The 24,545-nt window shown below is 59.5% G+C and carries 25 protein-coding genes; 24 read left to right on the top strand and 1 reads right to left on the bottom strand.

What is annotated here, in order from left to right; translation table 11 throughout:
* Window positions 1-38: 38 nt before the first annotated feature.
* Window positions 39-1,301 carry a flagellar hook-length control protein FliK gene (locus BJI67_RS17300; protein WP_156782039.1) on the top strand — a complete coding sequence of 421 codons (1,263 nt, stop codon included), beginning with the start codon at window positions 39-41 and terminating at the stop codon, window positions 1,299-1,301.
* 208 nt (window positions 1,302-1,509) lie between these two features.
* Window positions 1,510-3,147 (top strand): methyl-accepting chemotaxis protein, encoded by a 1,638-nt coding sequence (locus BJI67_RS05750; RefSeq protein WP_070073986.1) that lies wholly within the window; start codon window positions 1,510-1,512, stop codon window positions 3,145-3,147.
* A 244-nt stretch (window positions 3,148-3,391) separates the two neighbouring features.
* Here BJI67_RS05750 and BJI67_RS17305 read toward each other — a convergent pair whose 3' ends face one another.
* Window positions 3,392-3,628: a hypothetical protein gene (locus BJI67_RS17305; RefSeq protein ID WP_156782040.1), complete on the bottom strand. Its 237-nt coding sequence runs from the start codon at window positions 3,626-3,628 to the stop codon at window positions 3,392-3,394.
* A 108-nt stretch (window positions 3,629-3,736) separates the two neighbouring features.
* Between BJI67_RS17305 and istA the strand changes: the two genes are divergently transcribed.
* The 22 genes from istA to BJI67_RS05860 all read left to right on the top strand — a co-directional run bounded on the left by istA (window position 3,737) and on the right by BJI67_RS05860 (window position 24,531).
* Entirely contained in the window at window positions 3,737-5,254 is a 1,518-nt protein-coding gene (gene istA, locus BJI67_RS05755) for an IS21 family transposase (protein WP_070071328.1), read from the top strand.
* Window positions 5,255-5,267: 13 nt separating this feature from the next.
* Window positions 5,268-6,011, top strand: a complete 744-nt coding sequence (istB, locus tag BJI67_RS05760) for an IS21-like element helper ATPase IstB (protein WP_070071329.1) — start codon at window positions 5,268-5,270, stop codon at window positions 6,009-6,011.
* A gap of 157 nt (window positions 6,012-6,168) precedes the next feature.
* The gene (locus BJI67_RS05765) at window positions 6,169-6,660 is read left to right on the top strand and encodes a flagellar basal body-associated FliL family protein (RefSeq protein ID WP_070072226.1); all 492 of its coding nucleotides are present in this window, start codon (window positions 6,169-6,171) and stop codon (window positions 6,658-6,660) included.
* A 10-nt stretch (window positions 6,661-6,670) separates the two neighbouring features.
* Window positions 6,671-7,648, top strand: a complete 978-nt coding sequence (fliM, locus tag BJI67_RS05770) for a flagellar motor switch protein FliM (protein WP_070072227.1) — start codon at window positions 6,671-6,673, stop codon at window positions 7,646-7,648.
* A gap of 16 nt (window positions 7,649-7,664) precedes the next feature.
* Window positions 7,665-8,153 (top strand): flagellar motor switch protein FliN, encoded by a 489-nt coding sequence (fliN, locus tag BJI67_RS05775; protein ID WP_070072228.1) that lies wholly within the window; start codon window positions 7,665-7,667, stop codon window positions 8,151-8,153.
* A 2-nt stretch (window positions 8,154-8,155) separates the two neighbouring features.
* On the top strand, window positions 8,156-8,584 hold the full coding sequence (gene fliO, locus BJI67_RS05780; protein WP_231940927.1) for a flagellar biosynthetic protein FliO: 429 nt from the start codon (window positions 8,156-8,158) through the stop codon (window positions 8,582-8,584).
* Window positions 8,581-9,333, top strand: coding sequence for a flagellar type III secretion system pore protein FliP (fliP, locus tag BJI67_RS05785; RefSeq protein WP_070072229.1), 753 nt, complete (start codon window positions 8,581-8,583; stop codon window positions 9,331-9,333). Before fliO ends, fliP begins: the two co-directional genes overlap by 4 nt.
* Before the next feature lie 13 nt (window positions 9,334-9,346).
* Complete coding sequence (gene fliQ / locus BJI67_RS05790; RefSeq protein ID WP_070073988.1) at window positions 9,347-9,616, top strand: flagellar biosynthesis protein FliQ; 270 nt, start codon at window positions 9,347-9,349, stop codon at window positions 9,614-9,616.
* An 8-nt stretch (window positions 9,617-9,624) separates the two neighbouring features.
* Window positions 9,625-10,398 (top strand): flagellar biosynthetic protein FliR, encoded by a 774-nt coding sequence (fliR, locus tag BJI67_RS05795; protein ID WP_156782201.1) that lies wholly within the window; start codon window positions 9,625-9,627, stop codon window positions 10,396-10,398.
* 5 nt (window positions 10,399-10,403) lie between these two features.
* A complete protein-coding gene (gene flhB, locus BJI67_RS05800) occupies window positions 10,404-11,546 on the top strand; it encodes a flagellar biosynthesis protein FlhB (RefSeq protein ID WP_070072231.1) in 1,143 nt (380 codons plus the stop codon).
* A complete protein-coding gene (gene flhA / locus BJI67_RS05805; RefSeq protein WP_070072232.1) occupies window positions 11,546-13,648 on the top strand; it encodes a flagellar biosynthesis protein FlhA in 2,103 nt (700 codons plus the stop codon). The genes flhB and flhA overlap by 1 nt, the downstream gene beginning before the upstream one ends.
* A gap of 102 nt (window positions 13,649-13,750) precedes the next feature.
* A complete protein-coding gene (gene flhF, locus BJI67_RS05810) occupies window positions 13,751-15,046 on the top strand; it encodes a flagellar biosynthesis protein FlhF (RefSeq protein WP_070072233.1) in 1,296 nt (431 codons plus the stop codon).
* Window positions 15,047-15,050: 4 nt separating this feature from the next.
* On the top strand, window positions 15,051-15,920 hold the full coding sequence (locus tag BJI67_RS05815) for a MinD/ParA family protein (protein WP_269449615.1): 870 nt from the start codon (window positions 15,051-15,053) through the stop codon (window positions 15,918-15,920).
* Window positions 15,917-16,645 (top strand): RNA polymerase sigma factor FliA, encoded by a 729-nt coding sequence (locus BJI67_RS05820; protein ID WP_070072235.1) that lies wholly within the window; start codon window positions 15,917-15,919, stop codon window positions 16,643-16,645. Before BJI67_RS05815 ends, BJI67_RS05820 begins: the two co-directional genes overlap by 4 nt.
* 57 nt (window positions 16,646-16,702) lie before the next feature.
* A complete protein-coding gene (locus BJI67_RS05825) occupies window positions 16,703-17,077 on the top strand; it encodes a chemotaxis response regulator CheY (RefSeq protein ID WP_083250979.1) in 375 nt (124 codons plus the stop codon).
* A gap of 40 nt (window positions 17,078-17,117) precedes the next feature.
* Complete coding sequence (locus tag BJI67_RS05830; protein ID WP_070073990.1) at window positions 17,118-17,879, top strand: protein phosphatase CheZ; 762 nt, start codon at window positions 17,118-17,120, stop codon at window positions 17,877-17,879.
* 56 nt (window positions 17,880-17,935) lie between these two features.
* Complete coding sequence (locus tag BJI67_RS05835; protein WP_070072236.1) at window positions 17,936-20,020, top strand: chemotaxis protein CheA; 2,085 nt, start codon at window positions 17,936-17,938, stop codon at window positions 20,018-20,020.
* A gap of 43 nt (window positions 20,021-20,063) precedes the next feature.
* Window positions 20,064-21,125: a protein-glutamate methylesterase/protein-glutamine glutaminase gene (locus tag BJI67_RS05840; protein ID WP_070072237.1), complete on the top strand. Its 1,062-nt coding sequence runs from the start codon at window positions 20,064-20,066 to the stop codon at window positions 21,123-21,125.
* Between the two features lie 139 nt (window positions 21,126-21,264).
* The gene (locus BJI67_RS05845; RefSeq protein ID WP_070073991.1) at window positions 21,265-22,005 is read left to right on the top strand and encodes a flagellar motor protein; all 741 of its coding nucleotides are present in this window, start codon (window positions 21,265-21,267) and stop codon (window positions 22,003-22,005) included.
* A 24-nt stretch (window positions 22,006-22,029) separates the two neighbouring features.
* Complete coding sequence (gene motD / locus BJI67_RS05850; RefSeq protein WP_070073992.1) at window positions 22,030-22,956, top strand: flagellar motor protein MotD; 927 nt, start codon at window positions 22,030-22,032, stop codon at window positions 22,954-22,956.
* Window positions 22,953-23,765 carry a ParA family protein gene (locus BJI67_RS05855; protein ID WP_070072238.1) on the top strand — a complete coding sequence of 271 codons (813 nt, stop codon included), beginning with the start codon at window positions 22,953-22,955 and terminating at the stop codon, window positions 23,763-23,765. The genes motD and BJI67_RS05855 overlap by 4 nt, the downstream gene beginning before the upstream one ends.
* Window positions 23,758-24,531 carry a chemotaxis protein CheW gene (locus BJI67_RS05860; protein WP_156782041.1) on the top strand — a complete coding sequence of 258 codons (774 nt, stop codon included), beginning with the start codon at window positions 23,758-23,760 and terminating at the stop codon, window positions 24,529-24,531. Before BJI67_RS05855 ends, BJI67_RS05860 begins: the two co-directional genes overlap by 8 nt.
* The last annotated feature ends 14 nt before the right edge of the window (window positions 24,532-24,545 follow it).

A 24,545-nucleotide genomic window follows, 5' to 3' on the forward strand; every position in this document is an offset into this window, starting at 1 on the left:
GGTGGGCATATGATACCCATCATCACAGGTAAATCGGCGTGAGTAGCGCTTCTGCGATAGACATTCAGGCTGCGCCACAATCGGTGGCTGCGAAACCAGCAGCTACGATTCAGAGTTCGGGGTCCGCAGCCACGAGTGGCGATTTCGCACAGGCGCTGCAACAGGCTGCCCAACAGCAGAATGGACTTTCGAATACGCCATCCCAGAGCGCCAGTAAGACCGCAGCGGGCAAGGCCGCTCAGGCGTCTCAAGATGCGTCCGCAGCTTCAAAACCCTCGCCCGCACACTCTGGACAGCAGCCCGAATCCGCACAAACCGGCGATACTCGTTCCTCTCAGGCGACAACCCATGGGAAACAAAACCAGCCCAGCGATCAGGGTGGCGGCAGGCAAGATCATTCAGACAAGGCATCCAAGCAACAGGAAGCGGCAGCGTTATCCGGCAATCCATTGCCGCTTGGTCTCCCCGTTTTGCCGCAGGTCGTACCAAAGGAAAACGCCGTAGCCTTGTCCACTGCCACCCGGCTGGCTTCAGATTCGTCGAGTCGTTTGCATCATGCACAGCCGAGTTCAACGGAGGGTGGAGTATCTACTGGAGCGAAACAGGCAGCAGCATCTTCGAGCGCAAAACCCTCGAACGCGGTTTGGCCTATGTGGCTTTCTGACAAGGTGACAGCCAAGTTATCCCAGGATGTGGCGGCGACTGGAGCGGCTACGGATGCGACTGGTCACAGCAAGACTTCCGTATCATTGCCCGGCAGCCCCAATGCACAACCGATGGCAGCGTTGCTGCCGACGGTTGTTTCAGCATCCGCCCCAGGTTCTGCTACCCCCGGTTTGTCACCCGCTACGCCAGGCACATCGTCACCGTTTGCGCAGACACTGGGCAATCAGGTGAGCTGGATGATCGGGCAGGGGCAGCAGGCCGCTCAGCTGCAATTGAACCCGCCTCAACTGGGTCCGCTGCAGATATCGATCCAGATCCAAGGCGATCAGACACAGATACTCTTCCAGACTCACCATGCCATGGTTAAGAGCGCACTCGACGCGGCAGTTCCGCAGTTGCGGGAGATGCTCGGGCAAACGGGAAATCAGCAGATCAGCGTGAGTGTGCAGCAACAGGCTTTGTCCTCGCAGCAATTCGGTCAGGGAGCTACTGGCGGCGGCATGGCGCAGCAGGGGTACACAAGTGGTGGTGGGCAAGCGGAGTACGTTGCCACGCTTTCCGAAGAAATGGACGCTGGTATGCAGTCGTCCGTTCCTGTCTGGAGCGGGATGGGGTTAGTGGATGCTTATGCCTGATCCCTCTACACATGGTTGGCATAACGCAGTAGTGATTTGTTTTTATTATTAATTATGTTTGTGGGGATATTTAAGTTTTTCCATAGGCTACCGATATACTGTGCCCCTGTGTCGATATGGGGCGCCATACGAATCCGTATCGGGATACCGAATTATAAGAAGCGTATCTATGGGTGATGCGCGAAATAAATAGCTCATGGAGGGACTGATGACCGTGATACCACGCACGCTCAAGGGTCGGCTGCTGGCTTCCGCCGGGATAGCAGTGATGTTGGTTGTCGGTGCAGTGATCGTCACCCTATCCTATCAGCGTAGCCTTAGCGATGCATTCAATTTAGTCGTGCAGCGCGATGTGCGTTTGAATCGTGCAATACAGGTGATGACTGTACAGGGGTTGCTGTCGGGAACTGCACTGCGCAACCGAATCATTCTCGGCGATGCAGTCAAGGGACCCTGGAAGCAGGTGGTACAGAACGGCGTTCGGAAATTCGACGATGCCTATGCCACGCTTAAGGCGATGACAGTGGACATGCCTGAATTGGGAGACAAGGTCAATGCTGTCGGTCAATTATGGGAACAAAATCGAGTCGATCGACTTGAGATGGTGCAACTGCTTACCAGCGACCAGAACTCGCAGGCACTCAAGATTCTGACCGAACAGGCACAACCACAGTGGTTCCAGATCCGCGTCAAGCTTGGCAAGCTGGGCGCTCAGATCGATCAGATTCAGAAGCGGGATCGCGACAAGGTCAAGGTGACCTTGCATGAATCGTCGTTCTGGAGCACGGCCTTGCTTGTCCTTGCGGTTGCGATCGGCGGTGGTCTGACGGGCTTGGCCATCTTCACGATGATCGGCCGTATGAACGGCGCCATCCGTGTGATGGACGATATAGCCCAAGGCGAGGGAGACTTGACGCGCCGGATGCCGGATCATGGGCGGGATGAGCTGGATCATCTGGGCGCGGCGTTCAATCGTTTCGTAGAGCGCATTCAGCATGTGGTGATGCAGGTCTCCGGCTCTACGTCGCAACTCGCGGCTGCGGCTGAAGAACTTTCGGCGACGAGCGAAGAGAGCAGTGAGCAAGTACGCCGCCAGCAGTCGGAAACGGAGCAGGTGGCGACGGCGATGCAAGAGATGTCGGCCACGGTACAGGAGGTCGCGCGCAATGCGAGCGATGCGGCACAAGCGGCGCAGCATGCGGATGGCGAGGCAAGGCAGGGACGCCAGGTAGTTGGCGAGGCGGTCAAGGCTATCGATACACTGGCAAACGAAGTCGAACGTGTGGCGCAGGCGATCCACAAACTGGAGGGTGACAGCGTACAGATCAGTCGCGTGCTGGAAGTGATAAGCGGGATTTCAGAGCAAACCAATCTCTTGGCGTTGAATGCTGCGATCGAGGCGGCGCGTGCAGGCGAGCAAGGACGTGGCTTCGCGGTCGTGGCTGATGAGGTGCGTACGCTGGCTCGGCGTACGCAGGATTCGACCGAAGAGATCCGCGGCATGATCGAGCAATTACAGAGTGGCGCTAAGGCGGCGGTGAACGCGATGGATGCTGGTCGGGAGCGTGCGACTCAGAGCGTAGGCAGGGCGCGCGAGGCGGACGCTTCGCTGAGTTCGATCACCGAGTCAGTGACGAAGATCAATGACATGAATGCACTGATCGCCAGTGCGGCCGAGGAGCAATCTTCGGTAGCAGAAGAAATCAATCGCAACATCAGCAATATCAGCCAAGTAACCGACCAGACATTGACGGGAGCCCAGCAGACGGCCACCGCGAGCGAAGAGCTTGCCAGGTTGTCGGCGGGTCTGCAGGCATTGGTGTCGCAATTCAAGGTCGTGGCCTGACCTGACTTTAAACTCCCGTATAGGTGGCTTCACTGGCGTGGTGTAGTCACCTTTTCTGAGCCTTCGGTATCACCGGCTCTTCGATACTCGCAGCCATGAGTCGCGTTAAATGGCGACTGTGTGTGTCTGCGATGGCAATGCGATTCTGATTGGATTTGACCCGGCCAGGCAAATTCATCATCGCCACATCCCCTTCTTTTGGTTATTGTCCTGCCGGACACAGGGATGGAACTTACCAGCGTCTTCAGAGCGCATGCCGTCGAAAAATTGGCGCATGCCCGATGTGAATTCCTGTGTTTAAACTAAACTTGTTGATATTTATTGTTTTTTTATTTTGGCTCGAAGTTTGCTTTGCTGCGTATTTCGGCGCAACGTGACCGGTCATTTCGCTCGAACGTGACCGCCCGTTTCGGATCAACGTGACCGGCCATTTCGTTTGATCGTGACCGATTTCGGCTCTTTTTCCGAAATCGGCGGTCACGTTCCTCCGTCATCTCATCCAAGCCACTGGAATTCTTTCACTTATTCCGGCACAACCGCGCTCCTTTGCTCACTCAAGGAGACAGCGGTGCCGGCAGCGAGGATTCCAATGAAGCATGTCATCGAGGTGCTGCGCCTCAAATACGCAGCCCAACTCAGCCACGCGCAGATCAGCCGCGCCTGCGGCCTGTCCAAGGGCGCGGTCAACAAGTACGTCAACCTGGCCAGGGCTCAAGGCATCACCTGGCCGTTGCCTGCGGACATGGACGAGGCCGCCCTGGAGGCACGTCTGTTTCCCGCCAAGGCGCCCTCGAGCCGGTTCGTCGTCCCCGACGGCTTCCAGATCCATCAGGAACTCAAGCGCAAGGGCGTGACCCTGCAACTGCTCTGGGCCGAGTACTGCGCCGCGCACGGCGAGCGCGCGTACGCGTATACCCAGTTCTGTCACCATTACCGGCAGTGGCGAGAGCGGCAGAAGCGCAGCCTGCGCCAGCACCATCAGGCCGGGGAAAAGGTCTTCATCGATTACTGCGGGCCCACGGTCGACATCGTCGACCGTCACACCGGCGAGGTGCGTACCGCACAGATCTTTGTCGGCGTGCTCGGGGCCTCCAGCTACACCTATGTCGAGGCTACCTGGACCCAGTCGCTGCCCGACTGGATCGCCTCCCACCAGCGCATGCTGGGCTTCTTCGGCGGGGTGCCGGCGCTGCTGGTGCCGGACAACCTCAAGGCGGCGGTTCAGCGCGCCGAGCGCTACGCGCCGCAGCTCAACGCCACCTATGCCGAGATGGCGGCGCACTACGGCACCGCCGTGCTGCCGGCGCGGCCCTACAAGCCCAAGGACAAGGCCAAGGTCGAAGTGGCGGTGCAGGTGGTCGAGCGCTGGATCCTGGCGCGGCTGCGCCACCACCGCTTCTTCTCGCTGGCCGAGTTGAACCGGGCCATCGCCGCGCTGTTGCCTGAACTGAACGAGCGGCTCTTCCAGGGTCGCACCGAGAGCCGTCGCGACCTGTTCGAGAGCCTCGATCGGCCCGCGCTGCGCCCGCTGCCGGGCGAGGCTTACGTCTACGCCGAGTGGCGACGCGCCCGGCCCGGCATCGACTACCACGTCGAGGTCGACAAGCGCTGCTACAGCGTCCCGCATGCCCTGGTCGGCCAGGTGCTGGACCTGCGCATCACCGCCACCACGATCGAGGTGCTGCACCGGGGTCAGCGCGTGGCCCTGCATCCGCGCCACCACGGCCCGGGCCGCTACGTCACCGTCACCGAGCACATGCCCAAGACCCATCAGGTGCACCGTGACTGGTCACCCAAGCGCTTCCTGCGCTGGGCGAGCCAGATCGGCCCCAGCACGGCCGAGGTGGTACGCCGCCAGCTGACCGACCGGCCTCATCCGGAGCACGGCTACCGCGCCTGCCTGGGGCTGCTCAGCCTCGCTCGGCGTTACCGCCCGGCGCGCCTGGAGGCGGCCTGCGCTCGAGCCTTGGCCATCGACTCGGCCCGTTACCAGAGCGTCAAGTCGATCCTCGCCCGCGGCCTTGACCAACAGCCCCTCGATCAGAGCCCGGCCCAGGAGGCACTGCCCCTGCACGCCAATGTCCGCGGCGCCAACTACTATCACTGAGGAGCTCCACGCCATGCTCAATCAACAGACCCGCCAACAGCTGCGCACCCTCAACCTCACCGGCATGCTCGCCGCCCTCGAGCAACAACAGGGCCAACCCCAGACCCATGCGCTGTCCTTCGACGAGCGCCTCGCCCTGCTCATCGAGCACGAGGTGCTGCACCGCGAGAACCGACGCCTCACCCGCCTGCTCAAGGCCGCCCGCCTGCGCGTGCCGGCCTGCGTCGAGGACATCGACTACCACCACCGCCGGGGCCTGGAAAAGCCCCGCATGGCCCAACTGGCCAGCCTCGACTGGATACACCAGGCACTGAACCTGTGCCTCACCGGACCGACCGGCTGCGGCAAGACCTGGCTCGCCTGCGCACTGGGCAATCAGGCCTGCCGGCGCGGCCTGTCGGTGCGCTACCTGCGCCTGCCGGCGCTGTTCGAGCAGCTGCGCATCGCCCACGGCGACGGCTCCTACGTCCGGCTCATGGGCCAGCTCCTCAAAACCGACCTGCTGATCCTCGACGACTGGGGCATCCAAAAGCTCAACACCGCACAGCGCAACGACCTGATGGAAGTCATCGAGGATCGCCACGGCCGACGCTCCACCCTGATCGCCAGCCAGTTGCCTATCGAACACTGGCACGACTACCTCGGTGAAGCCACCCTGGCCGACGCTATCCTCGACCGCCTCCTGCACGGCTCACACCGACTCAACCTGACCGGCGAGTCCATGCGCAAGATCCAGGCTCCGGTTGACGGATCGTGACCGCTCAGGATAGAAAAACCACTCCAGTGCGCAACCAATGAGAGCAGCGGTCACGTTCACCGAAATCGGCGGTCACCTTCGACGAAATGCGCACTTTGCATCATGCGGGTGAGCTTCCTTTAAGAAATCGCGATCGCAACCACTGGAGACAGAGCACATGGCTGAGGCGGCACAACCTGCCCAGGGCGGGTCCAAGACCAAGCTCATCATCATTATATCGGTCGTCGTTTTACTGGTACTCGGACTGGGTATTGGCGCGACGTTGTATCTGACTGGGGTGTTTTCCCATAAGAAGGCAGGTGCCCATGCCACCGAGTCTGTGCCGAAAAAGCCGGCGATCTACTTGTCTATCGAGCCTGCGCTTGTGGTCAATCTGGGGCCGGACCAGCCGGTCAGGTTCCTGCAAGTGGGCATTGATGTGATGGCGCGCAGTCACAAGATCATTGATGCGGTAAAGCAGAACATGCCCGCGGTGCGCAATCGCTTGATCAGTTTGTTGAGCGGTCAGAAATATGCGGTCGTCAGCACTCAGGCCGGTAAGGAGGCATTACGCAAGCAGGTGCTCGAAAACATCAACGAAGTACTCAAGGCGAACGGCGAGACAAAGCCAGTCGAACAGGTTTATTTCACCAATTTCGTGATGCAGTAGCGCGACAACCATGGCGACCAACGACGTACTTTCACAAGAGGAAATCGACGCCCTGTTGCACGGTGTCGATAGCGGTGACGTCGATACGAGTCCCGACGAAGCCGCGCCAGGGCAAGCACGCGAGTATGACCTGACCAGTCAGGAACGCATCGTCCGCGGGCGGATGCCCACGCTGGAGATGATCAACGAGCGTTTCGCCCGGCATGTCCGCATCAGCTTGTTCAACATGCTGCGGTTTGCGCCAGAAATCAGCGTCAAGAACATCCGCATTCTGAAGTTTTCGGAATACCTACGGGGGCTGTTCGTGCCCACCAGTTTGAACCTGACGCGTATTCGGCCGTTGCGTGGTACGGCGCTGGTCGTCCTCGATCCACAGTTGGTATTCATCGTGGTCGACAATTTTTTCGGTGGCGACGGCCGTTTCCGCGCCAAGATCGAGGGGCGCGACTTCACGCCTACGGAAATGCGTGTGGTCAAGATGGTGCTCGACCTTTGCTACAAGGACATGCAGGAGGCATGGGCACCGGTGATGCCTCTGAACTTCGAATACCTCAACTCAGAGGTCAATCCGCAGTTCGCGAATATTGTAAGTCCGACTGAAGTAGTCGTCGTGTCGACCTTCCACATCGAACTTGAGGGCGGCGGCGGGGACCTGCACGTGACGATGCCGTACTCGATGATCGAACCCATTCGTGACGTGCTCGACGCGGGTATCCAGAGTGATCGGTCCGAGGTTGATGATCGCTGGTTGCGCGCTCTGCGCAGCGAAGTGGCCGAAGCCCCGGTTGAGGTGGTAGGGACACTGGCGGAAACAGAACTGACTTTGCGCGATGTGCTGCGCATGAAGTCGGGCGACATCATCCCGTTTGACATGCCAAAGAGCGTTAGCTTGCGTTGCGAGGGCTTGACGGTACTGCGAGGACGTTTTGGAACCCATCGGGGCTACAACGCGGTGCAGGTGTTCGAGCACGTGAAACGGGATTTTTGAATCCAGAGGGCTGGGTATGAGCGCAGACAACGACGAACCGGAAAAGGCAGGCGAGGAAGATCCGTGGGCGGAAGCCCTTGCGGAGCAGGCGCAGGCCGAAGGCGGCGAGAAAGAGGCCGGCGAGGGTGCGAAGCAGGACAACGCACAATCCGATCATGACTATGCCAAGGCGGCCTTCGGGCAGCTTGAGGAAGCCGTGGCGGATAACCACGGAGGAGACTTCAGGCAAGCCGAGTTGAGCGGCGATATGAATCTGGATGTGATTCTCGACGTGCCCGTGAGCGTCTCGATGGAGATCGGTAGGACGCGCTTGCCGATACGCAATCTGCTCCGGCTGAATCAGGGTTCGGTGGTCGAATTGGATCGACTGGCAGGTGAGCCGCTCGACGTGTTGGTCAACGGTACGCTGATCGCGCATGGCGAGGTCGTCGTCGTGAACGAAAAATACGGCATACGTCTGACCGATGTGATCAGTCCTGCCGAACGCGTGCGCAAACTGCGGTGAAGATGATGCGCCCCAGTATGGTTGCTGCCGGGTTGGCGCTGATGCCGGTTGCGGCATCTGCTGCCGAAGGAACAGCAGCTGCACCGGTGATTCCGGGCGTGGGCGCGGGATATTTCGTCCAGGTATTCCTCGGTCTCGCGGTTGTGGTCGTCGGTATCTTCGCGCTGCTCTGGCTGCTGAAACGGATGAACCGATTTCAAGGTGGGGTGCAAGGGCGGCTACGGGTGATCGCCGCCGTTCCTCTCGGTACGCGTGAACGCGCAGTGGTTTTGCAGGTGGGTGAAGAACAGGTTTTGCTCGGGGTGGCTCCGGGGAGGGTCAGTCGCTTGCACGTATTGAATCGCCCCTTGGAACCGGCGGTTTCCGAGGCGACGGGCGAAAACTTCAAGGCTCGACTTGCCGCAGCGTTGGGGGGGCGTGGAAAATCATGAGATACGGTTTGCCCCTGATGACGGCCATAGGCCTGCTCCTCTTGCCCGCCATGGTGAATGCGGCGCCGGTCGGTATTTTGCCGTTGGTGACGGTGACGCCAGGCACCGGCGGATCGCAGACCTATTCGGTGAGCATCCAGGTGCTGGCTGCCATGACGGCGCTGAGCTTCCTGCCAGCTGCGCTGATTATGATGACGGCATTCACCCGTATCATTGTCGTGCTGGCACTGTTGCGTCAGGGTCTGGGTACCACGTCGACACCTTCCAATCAGATATTGATCGGGTTGGCGCTGTTTCTGACGTTCTTCATCATGTCGCCGGTGTTTTCGGCGGCCTATCAGAACGGGGTCAAACCATATCTTGCCGGTTCTTTGCCGGCGACGAGTGCGATCGAAAAGGCGGCCCAGCCGTTTCGCACCTTCATGCTCAATCAGACACGCGAGACGGATCTCGCGATGTTCGCGCGCATCGCACATCACGGCAAATTCAAGAACCCGCAGGATGTGCCTTTCGCCTTGCTGGTGCCGGCGTTCGTCACCAGCGAGCTCAAGACCGCGTTCCAAATCGGTTTTCTGATTTTGATCCCGTTTCTCATCATCGATCTCGTGGTCGCCAGTGCATTGATGTCCATGGGTATGGTCATGCTTTCACCGATGATCATCTCGTTGCCGTTCAAGCTGATGTTGTTCGTGCTGGTGGACGGCTGGACGCTGATCATGGGCACCCTGGCCTCGAGTTTCTATCACTGAGGGCGCGGCGATGATGACGGCGGATACCATTTTGACGATTGGCCAGGAGGCAATGAAGGTGGCCATGCTGCTGTCCGCGCCATTGCTGCTGACGGCGCTCGTAGTTGGCGTGTTGATCGGTATGCTGCAGGCCGCTACGCAGATTCAGGAGATGACCCTGAGTTTCATCCCCAAGCTCATTGTCACAGCGATGGCGTTGGCCATCGCAGGGCACTGGATGCTGAGCTTGCTGGTGGACTACACGCGCCAGCTGTTCATGAGCATTCCGGGGTTGATCGGCTGATGGCACTGATCAACCTCACGACCGGGGAGCTATCGGCCTGGGTGGGCAGCATCATCTGGCCGTTCATCCGAATTGGTTCGATGCTGCTCTCTGCCCCGATGTTTGGCGCCAACACGGTCCCAGTGACGGTGAGGCTGGGGCTGTCACTGGTACTGGCATGGGCAATCCATCCCTACATTCCCGCTCCGCCTCCCATCGATGCGGTCAGCGTCGAAGGTGCCTTGATTACGGCCTATCAGATACTGATCGGCGTTGCTATGGGGCTGATTGTGCAGACGTTGTTCTCTACGCTGGTGATCGCGGGGCAGGCCGTGGCGCTGAGCACGGGACTCGGTTTTGCCACATTGGTCGATCCGCAGAACGGTGTGCAGGTGCCCGTGGTCAGCCAGTACTACGTGATCATCGGAACCTTGTTGTTCCTGAATTTCAATGGCCATCTGCTACTGGTGGATATGCTGGTGCGCAGCTTCCATTGGCTGCCGGTTGGCCTGATCGGCCTTGACCGGTCTAGCCTATGGGCGATAGCCACCTGGGGATCGCACATGTTTGCCCTGGGATTGCTGATCGCCCTGCCGGCAGTGGCAGCGTTGTTGTTGGTCAATCTCGCCTTCGGCGTGATCACGCGTGCCGCACCACAGCTGAACATCTTTGCGGTCGGTTTCCCAATGACCATTTTTCTGGGTTTCGTGCTCATCGGTCTGAGCCTGCCCAGTCTGCTGCCCAAGTTTTCGCACCTGATGGGGCAGACGTTCCTGTTGATGTCGCGCGTGCTTGGAGGGTGAGCTAGATGGCCCGCGACGATTTCCAGGAACGCACAGAACAGGCAACTCCCAAACGCCTGCAGGAGGCCAGGGATCGCGGTCAGATTCCGCGTTCGCGCGAACTGGTGACTGCAGCAGTACTGATCGCCGCAGCAGGTGGACTACTCGCCTTTGGACCGCATCTCATCGGGGGGTTGATGCAAACCATGCGTAACGGCCTGACCTTGGATCGGTCGTTGTTGATGGACTCGCAGGCTCTGTATCCGCTATTGGCCAACGCGCTACTGCACGCGGTGCAATTGATGACCCCGCTCCTCATTTTGTTGGTGCTTGCCGCGTTGCTTTCGTCTGTTGCGCTGGGCGGCATCAGCTTCAGCATGCAAGCGATCGGTTTCAAGTGGGAGCGCCTGGACCCGCTTGCCGGTTTCGGGCGCGTATTTTCTCTCAACGGGCTGATGGAATTGGCCAAGGCGCTGGTGAAATTCCTGGTCGTCGCTGTGGTTGCAGTCACCGTTTTGTGGCTCGAGGCCGGCTCTCTGATGGGGTTGGGTGGGTATTCGGTACATCCGGCATTGGCGTTGACGGGGCATTTGGTGGGTTGGTCTTTTCTTGCCTTCGCCGCCAGCCTCATCTTGATCGCCGCGGCTGATGCACCGTTTCAGTTATGGCAGCATGCCAAGCAACTGCGGATGACTCAGCAAGAGGTACGTGACGAGTCCAAGGAAACGGAGGGTCAGCCGGACATCAAGCGCAAGCAGCGGCAGTTGCAGCGCGAGATTGCGCAGCGACGGATGATGCAGGAAGTGCCCAAGGCGGACGTGGTCGTGACCAACCCGACGCATTATGCCGTGGCACTGCGTTATGACCAGGAGCGCATGAATGCGCCGAGAGTGGTCGCCAAGGGCAAGGATCTGGTGGCTGCGCGCATCCGGGAAACCGCAGCCGAACACGGGGTGCCGGTACAGTCCGCCCCCGAGCTTGCGCGAGCGATCTATTTCCATACCCGCCTTGGTCAAGAGGTACCCACGGCGCTGTATCTCGTAGTGGCGCAACTGCTCGCGTATGTGTATCAGATCAAGGCTGGCGCGGCTCCGGAAAACGGGCCCCCGTCTTTGAGTGTGCCACCCGAGTTCGCACAACCGCCGTCTCCCGTCGGGGGAGTTGACTGATGGCTGATGCGACGACCACTGCGACTGAAACCGGTGGAGCGCTAGGTACGCTGCGCGGTCTCGCGCGTTTCGGCCTTGGTGTGCCCATCGTGCTGCTCGCCATGCTGGCGATGATCACGCTGCCATTGCCACCGTTCGCACTCGATGTGCTCTTTACCTTCAATATCGCGTTGTCGATGGTGGTGGTACTGGTCACGGTGTACACCCGCAGACCGCTCGATTTCGCCGTGTTTCCGACGGTGCTGCTCGTTGCCACCCTGCTCAGACTGGCCCTGAACGTGGCTTCGACCCGGGTTGTCCTGCTCAACGGCTATACCGGCACGGCGGCGGCCGGACACGTCATCGAGGCCTTCGGCGATTTCGTGGTGGGCGGCAACTACGCAGTCGGGCTGGTGGTCTTCACCATCCTGGTGGTCATCAACTTCGTGGTGGTTACCAAGGGTGCCGGGCGCGTGTCCGAGGTCAGCGCACGCTTCACCCTGGATGCCATGCCCGGCAAGCAGATGGCCATCGACGCGGATCTCAACGCCGGTCTGATTACTCAGGACGATGCCCGCTCGCGCCGCGAGGAAGTGGTCCGTGAAGCCGATTTCTACGGCTCCATGGACGGTGCCAGCAAGTTCGTGCGCGGCGATGCCGTCGCCGGGATCATCATCCTGTTCGTGAACATCATCGGCGGTCTGATCATCGGTATCGTCCAACACAACATGAGCGTGCAGGCGGCGACGCACAATTACGTGCTGCTGACCATCGGCGATGGTCTGGTGGCGCAAATACCCTCGCTGTTGCTATCGACGGCTACCGCGATCATCGTAACCCGCGTTTCCGCAGCCCAGGATATGGGCGAGCAGGTCATGCTGCAGCTGTTCGCCAATCCGCGCGCGCTGTACATCACCGCGGGCGTGCTCGGTTTGCTCGGTCTGGTACCTGGCATGCCGAATCTGGTTTTCCTGAGCCTCGCGGCGCTGCTCGCAGGCGGCGCCTACCTATTGGCACGCAGCCGACAGGAGACGGAGCGCAGAAGCGAGGAACAGGCTGCGGCCGAGGTGGCCGAGCCTCAGTCTCAGGAACTCTCCTGGGATGATGTATCCAGTGTGGACATGATCGGGCTGGAGGTCGGCTATCGTTTGATCCCGCTCGTGGACAAGGCACAGGGTGGGGCGTTGATGGCGCGGATCAAGGGCGTCCGGCGCAAGCTCTCTCAGGAACTCGGTTTTCTGATCCACCCCGTACATATCCGCGATAATCTCGATCTGGGACCGAATGTCTATCGCATTAGCCTGATGGGCGTGCCCGTCGGCGAGGCAGAGGTCTATCCGGATCGGGAACTTGCCATCAATCCGGGCCAGATTTACGGCGAGGTTGCCGGCATCGCCACGCGTGATCCCAGCTTCGGCCTCGATGCGGTGTGGATCGAACCGGGTAGCCGAGATCAGGCGCAAACGATGGGTTACACCGTGGTCGACCCGGCTACCGTAGTCGCCACCCATTTGAGTCAGATCCTGCAGACACATGCGCACGAACTGTTAGGCCACGAGGAAGTGCAGCAGTTGCTGGACAAGCTTTCACGCAGCGCGCCCAAGCTGGTGGAGAATCTGACGCCCAAACCCCTTCCGCTGGGTGTCGTGCTCAAGGTGTTGCAGAATCTGCTGGCCGAAGGCGTGCCAATCCGCGATTTGCGCTCGATCGCCGAATCCATGGCGGAGCGGGCTACCCAGAGTCAAGATACCGACACCTTGACCGCCGCCGCACGCGAGGCGCTAGGGCGCTCGATTGTCCAGCAGATTTACGGATCGGAGGAAGAGCTGAAGCTAATGACCCTCGATCCTGCGCTGGAACAGATATTGCTTAAGTCATTGAAAGGCGACGGACTCGGGCTTGAACCAGGCCTGGCCGAGCAGCTCAGGCAGACGGTCGCACAAGCTGCGCAACACCAGGAAATGGCCGGTGACCCGGCAGTGCTGGTGGTGTCACCAGCCCTGCGTACCTGGTTGGCCAAATGGCTGCGACCGGCTATCCGTGGCTTGCATGTGTTGGCGTTTACAGAAATTCCAGAAAACAAGCGTCTGCGCGTGGTGGCCGCCTTAGGCGGAAATCGTTGAGTTTGGCTGCGGCATTCTTCTCTGGCAGCTGAAACGACAGCGGAAGCGAGGTGCTAAAGCCTCGGGTACCGCTGGTGAATGATCCAAAAAGGAATCGACGGCATGAAAATCAAGCGCTTCGTGGCAAGTGAGATGCGGCAGGCGATACGACTGGTGCGCGATGAATTGGGCGCCGATGCCGTTATTCTCTCCAGTCGGCGTGTCGAGGATGGGATAGAGCTGGTCGCGGCGGTCGATTTCGATGCTGAATGGATCGCAGGCGAGGCGCGCCAAACGACGCCAGTGACCTCGCCGGAAGTGCGCATGCCCGAACATTCCGCAGCGGATGGACTGAGCCAGGAAACTGCGGCAGGGCCGATTGCGGCGACACCGGCACCGACACTGGCCCCAGCCCCAGCCCCAGCCCCAGCGCAGGCGCAGGCGCAGGCAGGTGCTGACAGCGCCGGGGGGCATGCGGATGCGCGTACGGTTGCAGCATTGCAGCGAGAACTTGCCTCCATGCGTGGTCTGCTGGAAGAACAGTTATCGCAGCTGACCTGGCGCGAGTTTGCACGCGAGCATCCGCGTCGTGCCGAGGTGGTCAGGCATTTCGAACAGTTGGGACTCGACCCGGATTTGGCACGTGAAATCGCGGAAAACGTGAATCTGGCGAACGGTGATCGTGAGGCGTGGCGGGAGGCGCTGTTGGGATTGGGGCGGCGTTTGCGCGTCGGTGGCGACGAAATCGTCCAGTTCGGTGGTGTGATCGCCCTCGTTGGTCCGACCGGCGTAGGTAAGACCACGACATTGGCGAAACTGGCGGCGCGCTACATCATCCGTCATGGACGCGGACGTGTCGCACTGGTGAATACGGATACATACCGTATCGGCGCGCAGGCTCAGCTCAATACACTGGGTCAACTGCTCGGGGTTCCCGTTTACCAGGCCGAGGACAAAGAGGATCTGGCCAAGATCATTGAGGGACAGGGAGATAAGCGTTTGGTCCTGATCGATACGCCCGGTGTGGCGCCGCGCGATGGGCGCTTGGCTGAGGAACTTCAATCGCTGGCGGGTATTGAAGGTCTGCGTTTATATCTTGTCCTCGCGGCCAATGCCGCACGCGATGTCTTAGGTGAAACATTGCGACGCTTCGGGCGCGTACCCTTGGCCGGTGCCATACTGAGTAAATTCGACGAGGCAGAAGCCTTAGGGCCACCTTTGTCAGCACTGGTCCGCGCAGGATTGCCGCTGACCTATCTAGGAACGGGTCAGCGTGTTGCCGAAGATCTTGAAACGGCCCGGGTGCAACGCATCGTTAGCCATGCCCTGGCCTTGTCCAAACGTCGCGAACGCGAGCCGGAACACGCAGGTGGACGATCCGTTAATTTGAGAAACCAACGATATGCTTACAACGGGTGAGGCGATGGATCAGGCGAATGGGCTGAAGCGCGTGCGTGATCTCAAGCCTGTCAGAGTCATAGCCGTGGCCAGCGGCAAGGGCGGCGTGGGCAAGACCAATGTTTCCGTCAATCTCGCCGTTGCCCTGGCTGGGCGTGGACGTGAGGTCATGCTGATGGACGCCGATCTCGGATTGGCGAATGTGGACGTGATGCTCGGTTTGCAGCCGCGGGTCAATCTGTCGCATGTGATCAACGGGGAGTGCAGTCTCGACGAGGTCGTGATCGCGGGTCCGCGCGGGATTCATGTGGTGCCTGCTGCATCCGGCATCTCGCACATGGCCGATCTGACGCCCGCCGAACATGCCGGCTTGATCCGCGCGTTCAGCGAACTGAGCCTGCCTCTGGATGTGTTGATCGTGGATACACCGGCCGGGATTTCCGAGGACGTGATGAGCTATACCCGCGCTGCCCAGGAAGTGATCGTGGTGGTGTGCGACGAGCCGGCCTCGATGACGGATGCCTATGCCTTGATTAAGGTGTTGAGCCGTGAACACCAGATCGGACGTTTCCATGTTCTTGCCAATCGAGTGCGCGACGAGCAGGAGGGCAGCGCCTTGTACCGCAAGATGGCGGCCGTGTGTGGCCGTTTCCTGGATGTGACTTTGCATTACTTCGGTGCCGTCCCGGAGGATCCGCTGTTGCGACAGGCAGTTCAGCGTCAGGGCGCGGTGGTCGAGCTTTATCCAGGCGGCCCGGCAGGGCGGGCGTTCAAGAATCTGGCGGACAAGGCCGATAACCTGCCGACGCAGACCGGTTCGCGTGGGCATCTCGAATTCTTTGTCGAACGCCTGGTGCGTGCGCCTGCGCCAGCGGGTATGCAGTGGGCAGAATGAATAGGTACCCTGCGCGTGAGGCCAACGACGTCGAGCGTTTGGTGGCCGAACACGCACCGATGGTCAAGCGTATTGCCTACCATTTAATCCATCGATTGCCGCCTAACGTGCAACTGGATGATTTGGTGCAGACTGGAATCGTGGGGTTGATCGAAGCAGCGAAGCACTACAATGCCAGCCAAGGGGCCAGTTTCGAAACCTATGCGGGTATCCGTGTGCGCGGCGCGATGCTCGATGAGGTGCGGCGTTCCGATTGGGCGCCACGTTCGGTGTATCGTAAGTCCCGAGAGATTGCCGCTGCCCTGCGCAAGGTCGAGAACCGGCATGGGCGGGCGGCTAAGCCCGGGGAGGTGGCGGCCGAAATGGGTGTGAGCCTGGACGAATATCATAGACTGCTGCGCGAGGCGACCAGCTATCAGGTGTTCAGTTTCGAGGAGTCCTTCGGCGACGGTGAACACGAAAATGATACCGATCCGCACAGCAGGGAACCGCTTGCTGCAGGACCTCTCGATCAGCTGGCGGGAGATGCCTTCAAGCAGGCGTTGGCCAATACCATCGCGGCCTTGCCTGAACGTGAGGCCCTGGTATTGTCGCTGTATTACGACGAGGAGCTGAATCTCCGCGAGATCGGCGAGGTGTTGGGCGTGTCGGAATCCAGGGTATCCCAGATCCACAGCCAGGCATTGATGCGGTTGCGTGTGAGAATGGTGGATTGGCGTGCCTGATGGCGTGTCATAGTTGGGCAGGTTGAATTTCAAGGAGTGCTTTTCGTGGATAAGAACATGCAGATTCTCATCGTGGACGATTTTTCCACGATGCGCCGAATCATCAAGAACCTGCTGCGCGAGCTGGGTTTCAACAATACCTCCGAGGCCGACGACGGTTCGACCGCGCTGCCTATGCTGCAATCCGGAAAATTCGATTTTCTGGTAACCGACTGGAACATGCCGATCATGCCCGGCATCGAATTGCTCAAGGCGGTGCGTGCCGATCCCAAGCTCGCCAAGTTGCCGGTCTTGATGGTGACCGCCGAAGCACGCAGAGATCAGATTGTCGAAGCAGCCCAGGCCGGAGTGAACGGTTACGTGGTTAAACCTTTTTCCGCTGAAACCCTGAAGGAAAAAATCGACAAGATTTTCGAACGGCTCGAAGGCTGAGCGCCAGTACAGGAGAGTCGCGGGCGTGGATAAACAAGATATAGAACAACAAACTGGCCCGATGGATGACGACCGGCTTGTGCTGGCGCGTCTATTGGTTTCGGCGCTGGAAGCGGGCGACGAGGGACCGGTGAGCGAGCTTCTGGATTCGCTGGGCGTGCAGCAGGAAAGGAGTTTGTTCAATGAGTTGGGTCGATTGACCCGGGATTTGCATGAGGCGTTGAACAGTTTCCGGCTCGACTCCCGCGTGGCGGAAATTACCCAGGAAGAAATCCCCAACGCTAAAGAAAGGCTCAGTTATGTCGTTACGCTGACCGAGCAGGCGGCGCATCGTACTCTGAATGCCATCGAGGACAGTATGCCGCGCTTGTCGCAAATCTCGCGGCAGGCCGAGTCGCTGATGGGTGATTGGGCGAAATTCAAGCGCCGCGAATTGAGCGTGGAGGAGTTTCGCGAAATGAGCGCGACGCTCGATGGGTTTCTGTCATCCGTGCAGGATGATCTGGCGGCCGTATCGGGCAGGCTTTCGGATGTGATGATGGCACAGGATTTCCAGGATCTGACGGGGCAGGTGATCCGCCGTGTCATCGAGTTGGTTCAGGAGGTCGAGGAAGGATTGGTCGGCCTCGTCAAGGTGGCGAGCGAACGGATGGTAACGGGTGAGCCGCCCAAGTTGGAGGAAAAGGCCGAGGGCGACTCGTCCGGCAAAGGCTATGGACCTGCCGTGCCCGGGGTCGACAAGACGGACATTGTGAGTGGCCAGGACGAGGTCGACGACCTGCTTTCCAGCCTAGGCTTCTAGCGCCGCCTTTCGGTGCGACCCGATAAAACACCCCCGGAGAAGGGTTTGGAGACAATATGACAATCGGCGCGGACGACGAATTGCTACAGGATTTTCTGGTCGAGGCAGGCGAGATACTCGATGCCCTGGGTGGTCAATTGCTTGACCTTGAACAAAATCCGACCGATGCCGATCTGCTCAATGCGATCTTCCGCGGTTTCCATACCATCAAGGGCGGCGCGGGTTTCCTCTCGTTGACGCCGCTCGTAGACGTCTGTCACCACGCCGAAGATGTGTTCAACCAGCTACGGCAGGGCGAGCGTAGCGTCGATAGCGACCTGATGGACGTGATCCTCGCGGTGCTGGATGCATTGAACCTCATGTTCGGCAACCTCCGTAGCGGGCAGATGCCCGAGCCCGCATCGGCCGACCTGATGCGTCGTTTGGCCGATCTCGTGGCCGGCGTGTCTTCCGCTCCCGCGGAGCCTGCATCACCGATAGCGGAAGAGCCTTCGACCGATGACGCGGACGCGGCTTTCGAGGCCATGTTGGAGGCCGCGGAGGAATCGCCGGCGGAGCCTGCGGCATCCGCGCCTGTCACCTCATCCGACGAAATCACCGACGATGAATTCGAGGCCCTGCTCGATCAGCTGCATGGTTCGGGCAAGCACGGCGGGTCGGTGGAGTCCGTGGAGGAAGCCGCATCGCCCGCCGCGAGTGCTGGCGACGAAATCAGCGAAGCGGAATTCGAGGCCTTGCTGGATCAGCTGTACGGAAAAGGCGCACCTCCCGGGGAAATGGCGGCCAAGGTGCCGGCTGCGACGCCGGCAAAAGGTCAATCGCAACAGCCTACTGGACCTGCGCCGAGTAAAACGCCGCCTGCCAAGAGCGCGGTCCCGGCAGCGAAGAAGGAGGATGGGGCTAGCGCTCCGGCACCTCGCGCCGGTCAGCAGGCCGCCGCTGCCCCGGCTGCTGCCGCCCCAGCGGCTGAAAGCACGGTGCGTGTGGACGTCAAGCGCCTGGATGACATCATGAATCTGGTCGGCGAGCTTGTGCTGGTGCGCAACCGTCTGGTGACCTTGAGTACGCAGATCAAGGAGGAGAGTGTTTCCGGCGCGATTTCCAGTCTGGAACTGGTCACGACGGATCTCCAGGTGGCGGTGATGCGTACCCGTATGCAGCCGATCAAGAAGGTTTTCGGGCGTTTCCCGCGCGTTGTCCGCGATCTCGCCAAGAGCCTGCACAAGCAGGTGGATCTCGAATTGCGCGGCGAGGATACCGAGCTCGACAAGAACCTCGTGGAGGCGTTGGCCGATCCGCTGGTCCATCTGGTGCGCAATTCCGTGGATCACGGCATCGAGATGCCCGAGGATCGCGCCCGTGCCGGAAAACCCGAAACCGGCCGGCTGGTACTGTCGGCGGCGCAGCAGGGCGATCACATCCTGTTGGTCATCGAGGATGACGGCAAGGGCATGGATGCCGCGTTGCTGCGCAACAAGGCGATCGAGAAGGGCCTGATCGACGATAACACCGCGCAACGAATGACCGATGCCGAGTCATTCGATCTGATATTCCGCCCGGGATTCTCGACCAAGGAGCAGGTATCCGATGTGTCCGGGCGCGGCGTGGGCATGGATGTGGTCAAGACGCGCATCGCCGGGCTGAACGGGGCTATTGAAATCGATTCGGTCCTAGGCCGAGGCACGATCATACGTATCCGACTGCCGCTGACACTGGCGATCGTGCCGACCTTGATGGTGCGGATCCGTAAACGCCCGTTTGCCATCCCTTTGAGTTCGATCGGGGAAATTCTGGATATGGACCTAACGCAAACCAAGATTGTCGACAATCGCGAGGTTATCGTGGTTCGCGGCAAAGCCTTGCCTCTGGTTCGCCTTGGGGAATGGTTGCGGCTCAAAGAGCCGAAAGGCCAGGCCGGAGACGAGCCGATGGGGCATGTCGTGGTTGCCTATGTCGACAATCGCCGCGTTGGCTATGTTGTCGATGAATTGTTAGGACAGGAAGAAGTCGTGATCAAGCCGTTGGGGCCGGGGTTACGCCATGTGCCGGGGTATGCCGGCGCAACGATTACCGGAGATGGACATCTGGCGTTGATATTGGATTTACCGGGATTGATGCGCGCTAAGGGTCTTGCCGCCTGATTGCTATCAAGGCGGCCGTCCGGCCGACGAGTAAGGACAGAGCATGAAAGTACGTGTTTTGGTGGTGGACGATTCCGCCTTCTTCCGACGGGCCGTCAAGAGCATGCTCGAAGCGGATCCCGAGATCGAGGTGGTTGCAGTTGCCACGAATGGCCGCGAGGCCGTAGTCAGCGTAGCTGAAACCAAGCCTGATATCGTTACGATGGATATCGAGATGCCGGTGATGGACGGTATCAGCGCCGCACGCGAGATCATGTCTCGCTATCCCAGACCGATCCTCATGTTCTCGTCGCTGACCCATGAGGGGGCCAAGGCTACGCTGGATGCGCTGGAAGCAGGGGCGGCGGATTTTCTACCCAAGCAATTCGAAGAAATTGCGCGCGACCGCGATGAGGTGGGGCGCGTGTTGTGTCAACGCATCAAAATTCTGGCGCGACGGCGGGTGGGTTTTACGGCAAATACAGCGCAGTCGACGGCAATACCCAGGCAGGCACCGCGTCCTGTCGGTTCGGTGGCGCGCCCAGCCGCTAAGCTGAGTCATTGCAGATTGGTGTTGATCGGCACTTCTACAGGTGGCCCAGTAGCCTTGCAGAAGGTGCTGACCGCTCTGCCTGGCAACTTCAGTCGACCGATCTTGCTGGTGCAACACATGCCTGCGGCATTTACCCCGGCTTTTGCCGAACGGCTCAACGGTTTATGTGCCATCGAGGTGATGGAAGCCAAGGATCAAATGGCTTTGAGGCCTGGGTTGGCGCTATTGGCACCTGGCGGGTTGCAGATGACCGTGGAGGGCTCTGCTGGTGCGATGCGCGTGCGGATCACCGAAAGCGCGCCGGAACTCCATTACCGTCCCTGTGTCGACGTGACCTTCGGTAGCGCCGAGCGCGTAAATCCGGGCGCGAACCTCGGTATCGTTCTGACCGGTATGGGGGCAGATGGACGCGAAGGGGCGCGTCTGATGAAGCATAACGGCTCGGTCGTCTGGTCTCAGGATCAGGCCAGTTCCACGGTATATGGCATGCCTGCCGCTGTGGCTGAAGCCGGTTTGAGCGATCGTATTCTCGCGTTGGACGAATGCGGAAAAGCGCTAGCGGGTGCATTTTGAGGCGTGCCGGGGTGTCGTGGCGCGAGTACAGGACTTATGGATCCAGGGCGACGGTAATTACTCGCTCCCCTGGCACAGGATTTAAATACCGCAAGGGCGATTTTTTTGCGCTTGTTTTGCCGCCTTGGCGGATGCAGTGATGGACATACTCAGCCTATTAGGCATTTTGCTCGCGCTGGGTGCGGTGCTGGGCGGCAACTTCATCGAGGGCGGCAAACTCGATTCGTTGCTGCAGCTGACGGCTTTCATCATTGTTATCGGCGGCACGTTGGGGGCAGTCCTGCTACAAAGCCCGCTATCAGTGTTTTTACGGGCGGTAAAGATGGGGTTGTGGATTTTCAAACCGCCGTTGATCGAACCTGAGCGGCAGATTGAATCCATCATCGAGTGGTGCCAGATTGCTCGACGAGAGGGGTTGCTTGGATTGGAGAGCATATCCGAGTCGCTGGAAGAGCCTTTCGCCCGTAAGGGGTTGCAATTGCTGGTCGACGGTCGAGAACCCGATGCGATCCGGGGCATACTGGAGGTGGAGCTTGAAGCGGGTGAAGAGCAGTTACTGCACTCGGCAAAGGTCTATGAGGCGGCTGGTGGCTATGCGCCGACCATCGGTATCCTGGGGGCGGTCATGGGGTTGATCCACGTAATGGAAAATCTGGCCGATCCGGCTAAATTGGGTGCAGGCATCGCCGTAGCCTTCGTGGCGACGATTTATGGTGTGGGGTCAGCGAATTTATTTCTCTTGCCGATTGCTAATAAACTCAAATCCATCATTCACCGTCAGAGCAAGGTGCGTGAGATGATCATCGAAGGGCTTACCGCGATTGCGGAGGGCGAAAACCCGCGAGCCATTGAGTCGAAATTACAAGGTTATTTGCAGTAAACGGAGAGTGTGGAGGATACAACCATGGCGCGTCGATCCAGAAAAAAAACCGACGAGCATGAGAATCTGGAACGTTGGTTGGTTTCCTATGCCGACTTCATCACACTGCTGTTTGCGTTTTTTGTCGTTATGTATGCAATTTCTTCAGTCAATGTCGGCAAATACCGCGTACTTTCCGAAGCCCTGGTAGCGGCATTTCACAATGTGCCCCGCTCGCTTGAGCCTATTCAGTCGGGCAAGATCGTCGCCGCCGGCGGGCCCGCCGTGACGCCATTGCAAAATTTCCCCGCACCTATTCAAGTTCGTAAGATGCCGCAGTCCATGGCCTCGGAAGCGGTGCTTTCAGCGCAGCAAACCTCGGCTCTGCGAGCTAGCAGATCGACGGATAACGAAGTGGCCGCAACAGAATCCGTGATTCGCAAAATAGGCGCCGAGATTCAGCATCGCCTAGGCAATCTCGTCAAGCAAAACCTGGTTTCGGTGAACGTCCATCACTTGTGGATCGACATTAAGATCAATACCGATTTTCTGTTCTCCAGTGGAAGCATACGGCTGGAGCCAGCAGCTACCCAGATTATCAAGGAGGTCGCAAAGGCTTTGGCTCCTTTGCCGAATCAAATACAAGTCGAGGGGTTTACCGACAACGTGCCTATACATAGTCTCGAATTCCCCTCGAACTGGGAGTTGTCTGCCGCGCGAGCGGCTTCCGTGGTCCGCCTGATGGCGGAATTCGGGGTCGCTCCGCAACGCATGGCCGCTGTGGGTTTTGGACAGTATCGGCCGGTCGCAAGCAATGCCACCGCGTCTGGTCGTAGCCAGAACAGACGGGTTGATCTGGTGATCCTGGCTTCCAGTCCAGCCGGCAAGTCGCTGTTCCATGATAACGTGGGGTCGCCAGTGCTGCTGCAACATACGCAGCCTCAAGCTGTGGTGGGAGGGCAGCACGGATGAATATCGTCGCCGTGGCCAACCAGAAGGGCGGTGTGGGTAAGACGACCACCACGGTCAGCTTGGGTGGTTTGCTTGCACAGGCCGGCGAGCGCGTACTATTGCTCGACCTGGACCCACATGGCTCGCTTACCAGTTACTTCGGATTTAATCCTGAGGGAGAAGGCGCTGGCGTCTACACCCTGTTTCAGCGACGTGCACAGGGTGAGGCACTCAATCCCGGAGGCGTCGCATCGCTGACGGGAGTCGATGGGCTTTCGCTGATTTGCGCAAGCACGGCCATGGCTACCCTCGATCGTCAGTTGGGTGCCCGCGAAGGCATGGGCTTAGTGGTTGCCGAATCGTTGGCACAGCTGCGCGCCCAGTATTCATGGGTGCTGATGGATTGCCCCCCCATGCTAGGGGTGCTGATGGTCAACGCCCTGGCCGCCTGTCAACATTTACTGGTGCCTGTGCAAACTGAGTTTCTTGCACTTAAGGGGCTCGAACGCATGCTGCGCACGGTCAGCATGGTACAGCGATCGAGGACGCGGGCCTTGGATGTTACATTGATTCCCACCCTGTTCGATCGCCGAACTCGCGCATCGATCGACACCCTGCGCCAATTGCGAGAGGATCATACTGGCATGGTATGGCCCGGTGTAATCCCCGTGGATACACAATTTCGTGAAGCCAGTCGCGCTGGACAGCCACTGACGACCATGCGCCCGTCGGCACGCGGAAGCAAAGCGTACGCTCAGCTTTTGGAGTGGCTACTTGCAGAAACGCCACTGGGCGGTGCGATTCCCTTGCGCGAGGTGAGTCGTGGATAAATTGCGAGCCGAATCTGGAACGTTGTTCGCGCAGGAAATGGCCCTGAGCGCCTACCTTGAGGGTCTGCTCACGCCGGTTACGGCGGAGTTGGGGCCTGCATCAGCCGTGCCTTTGCCTGCCCCGTTACCCTCCGTTGGGAAGTTGCCTGTCGAACCGACTGTCAGACAGGAAACGGCTTTGAAGGTCGTGCACCCGGTCCGGCGTGACCCAGCGGAGACTGTGCCGACAGGCCTGCCTATCATCGATGAACCGGAAAGCTTGACACCTAAAGTGTCGGATAATGTTGTGCCTGCCTGGGCTAGTGACGGATTCGAGTGCCTGTTGTTTTATGTGGGCGGGCTCAAGCTTGCCGTACCATTGGTTAAGTTGACACGCATCGTGGCCTGTGGAGAACGGATCACCAAGACGCCCGGGCGAGCACCCTGGTTCATGGGTATTATGAGATTCGATGACCACCAGGCGGGTGTCGTGGATACTGCCAAGTTGGTTTTTCCTCGAGATCGCCTGTCCCGACGTGTCGAAGAAATGGGAAATGCGGATTCAGCGGAAGGCTATAGCCGAATTCTGATGGTCGAGGACGGGCGTTGGGGTCTGTGCTGCGATCGGGTGGATACAGTCGTCTCACTATCTGCGGATGCGGTGCGCTGGCGTACGGAAAAAACGACAAGACGATGGTTGGCTGGTACGGTTACCGAACAGATGTGCGCTTTGCTGGATGTGGAGTCCTTGACCGGTGAGATCGAGGCGCGTGGCAAGGAACCATAACTAAAAGCATATCC

This window comes from Acidihalobacter aeolianus, from assembly GCF_001753165.1.
In the GTDB taxonomy this organism is placed as follows: Bacteria; Pseudomonadota; Gammaproteobacteria; order DSM-5130; family Acidihalobacteraceae; genus Acidihalobacter; species Acidihalobacter aeolianus.

Excerpts from the sequence above, each read along its gene's own strand:
- BJI67_RS05840 (WP_070072237.1), top strand. The coding sequence starts at position 20,064 with ATGAAAGTACGTGTTTTGGTGGTGGACGATTCCGCCTTCTTCCGACGG.
- BJI67_RS05845 (WP_070073991.1), top strand. The coding sequence starts at position 21,265 with ATGGACATACTCAGCCTATTAGGCATTTTGCTCGCGCTGGGTGCGGTG.
- flhF (WP_070072233.1), top strand. The coding sequence starts at position 13,751 with ATGAAAATCAAGCGCTTCGTGGCAAGTGAGATGCGGCAGGCGATACGA.
- flhA (WP_070072232.1), top strand. The coding sequence starts at position 11,546 with ATGGCTGATGCGACGACCACTGCGACTGAAACCGGTGGAGCGCTAGGT.
- BJI67_RS05820 (WP_070072235.1), top strand. The coding sequence starts at position 15,917 with ATGAATAGGTACCCTGCGCGTGAGGCCAACGACGTCGAGCGTTTGGTG.
- flhB (WP_070072231.1), top strand. The coding sequence starts at position 10,404 with ATGGCCCGCGACGATTTCCAGGAACGCACAGAACAGGCAACTCCCAAA.
- istB (WP_070071329.1), top strand. The coding sequence starts at position 5,268 with ATGCTCAATCAACAGACCCGCCAACAGCTGCGCACCCTCAACCTCACC.
- motD (WP_070073992.1), top strand. The coding sequence starts at position 22,030 with ATGGCGCGTCGATCCAGAAAAAAAACCGACGAGCATGAGAATCTGGAA.
- fliP (WP_070072229.1), top strand. The coding sequence starts at position 8,581 with ATGAGATACGGTTTGCCCCTGATGACGGCCATAGGCCTGCTCCTCTTG.
- istA (WP_070071328.1), top strand. The coding sequence starts at position 3,737 with ATGAAGCATGTCATCGAGGTGCTGCGCCTCAAATACGCAGCCCAACTC.
- fliN (WP_070072228.1), top strand. The coding sequence starts at position 7,665 with ATGAGCGCAGACAACGACGAACCGGAAAAGGCAGGCGAGGAAGATCCG.
- fliQ (WP_070073988.1), top strand. The coding sequence starts at position 9,347 with ATGACGGCGGATACCATTTTGACGATTGGCCAGGAGGCAATGAAGGTG.
- BJI67_RS05855 (WP_070072238.1), top strand. The coding sequence starts at position 22,953 with ATGAATATCGTCGCCGTGGCCAACCAGAAGGGCGGTGTGGGTAAGACG.
- BJI67_RS05750 (WP_070073986.1), top strand. The coding sequence starts at position 1,510 with ATGACCGTGATACCACGCACGCTCAAGGGTCGGCTGCTGGCTTCCGCC.
- BJI67_RS05765 (WP_070072226.1), top strand. The coding sequence starts at position 6,169 with ATGGCTGAGGCGGCACAACCTGCCCAGGGCGGGTCCAAGACCAAGCTC.
- fliM (WP_070072227.1), top strand. The coding sequence starts at position 6,671 with ATGGCGACCAACGACGTACTTTCACAAGAGGAAATCGACGCCCTGTTG.
- fliO (WP_231940927.1), top strand. The coding sequence starts at position 8,156 with ATGATGCGCCCCAGTATGGTTGCTGCCGGGTTGGCGCTGATGCCGGTT.
- BJI67_RS05825 (WP_083250979.1), top strand. The coding sequence starts at position 16,703 with ATGCAGATTCTCATCGTGGACGATTTTTCCACGATGCGCCGAATCATC.
- BJI67_RS05815 (WP_269449615.1), top strand. The coding sequence starts at position 15,051 with ATGGATCAGGCGAATGGGCTGAAGCGCGTGCGTGATCTCAAGCCTGTC.
- BJI67_RS05835 (WP_070072236.1), top strand. The coding sequence starts at position 17,936 with ATGACAATCGGCGCGGACGACGAATTGCTACAGGATTTTCTGGTCGAG.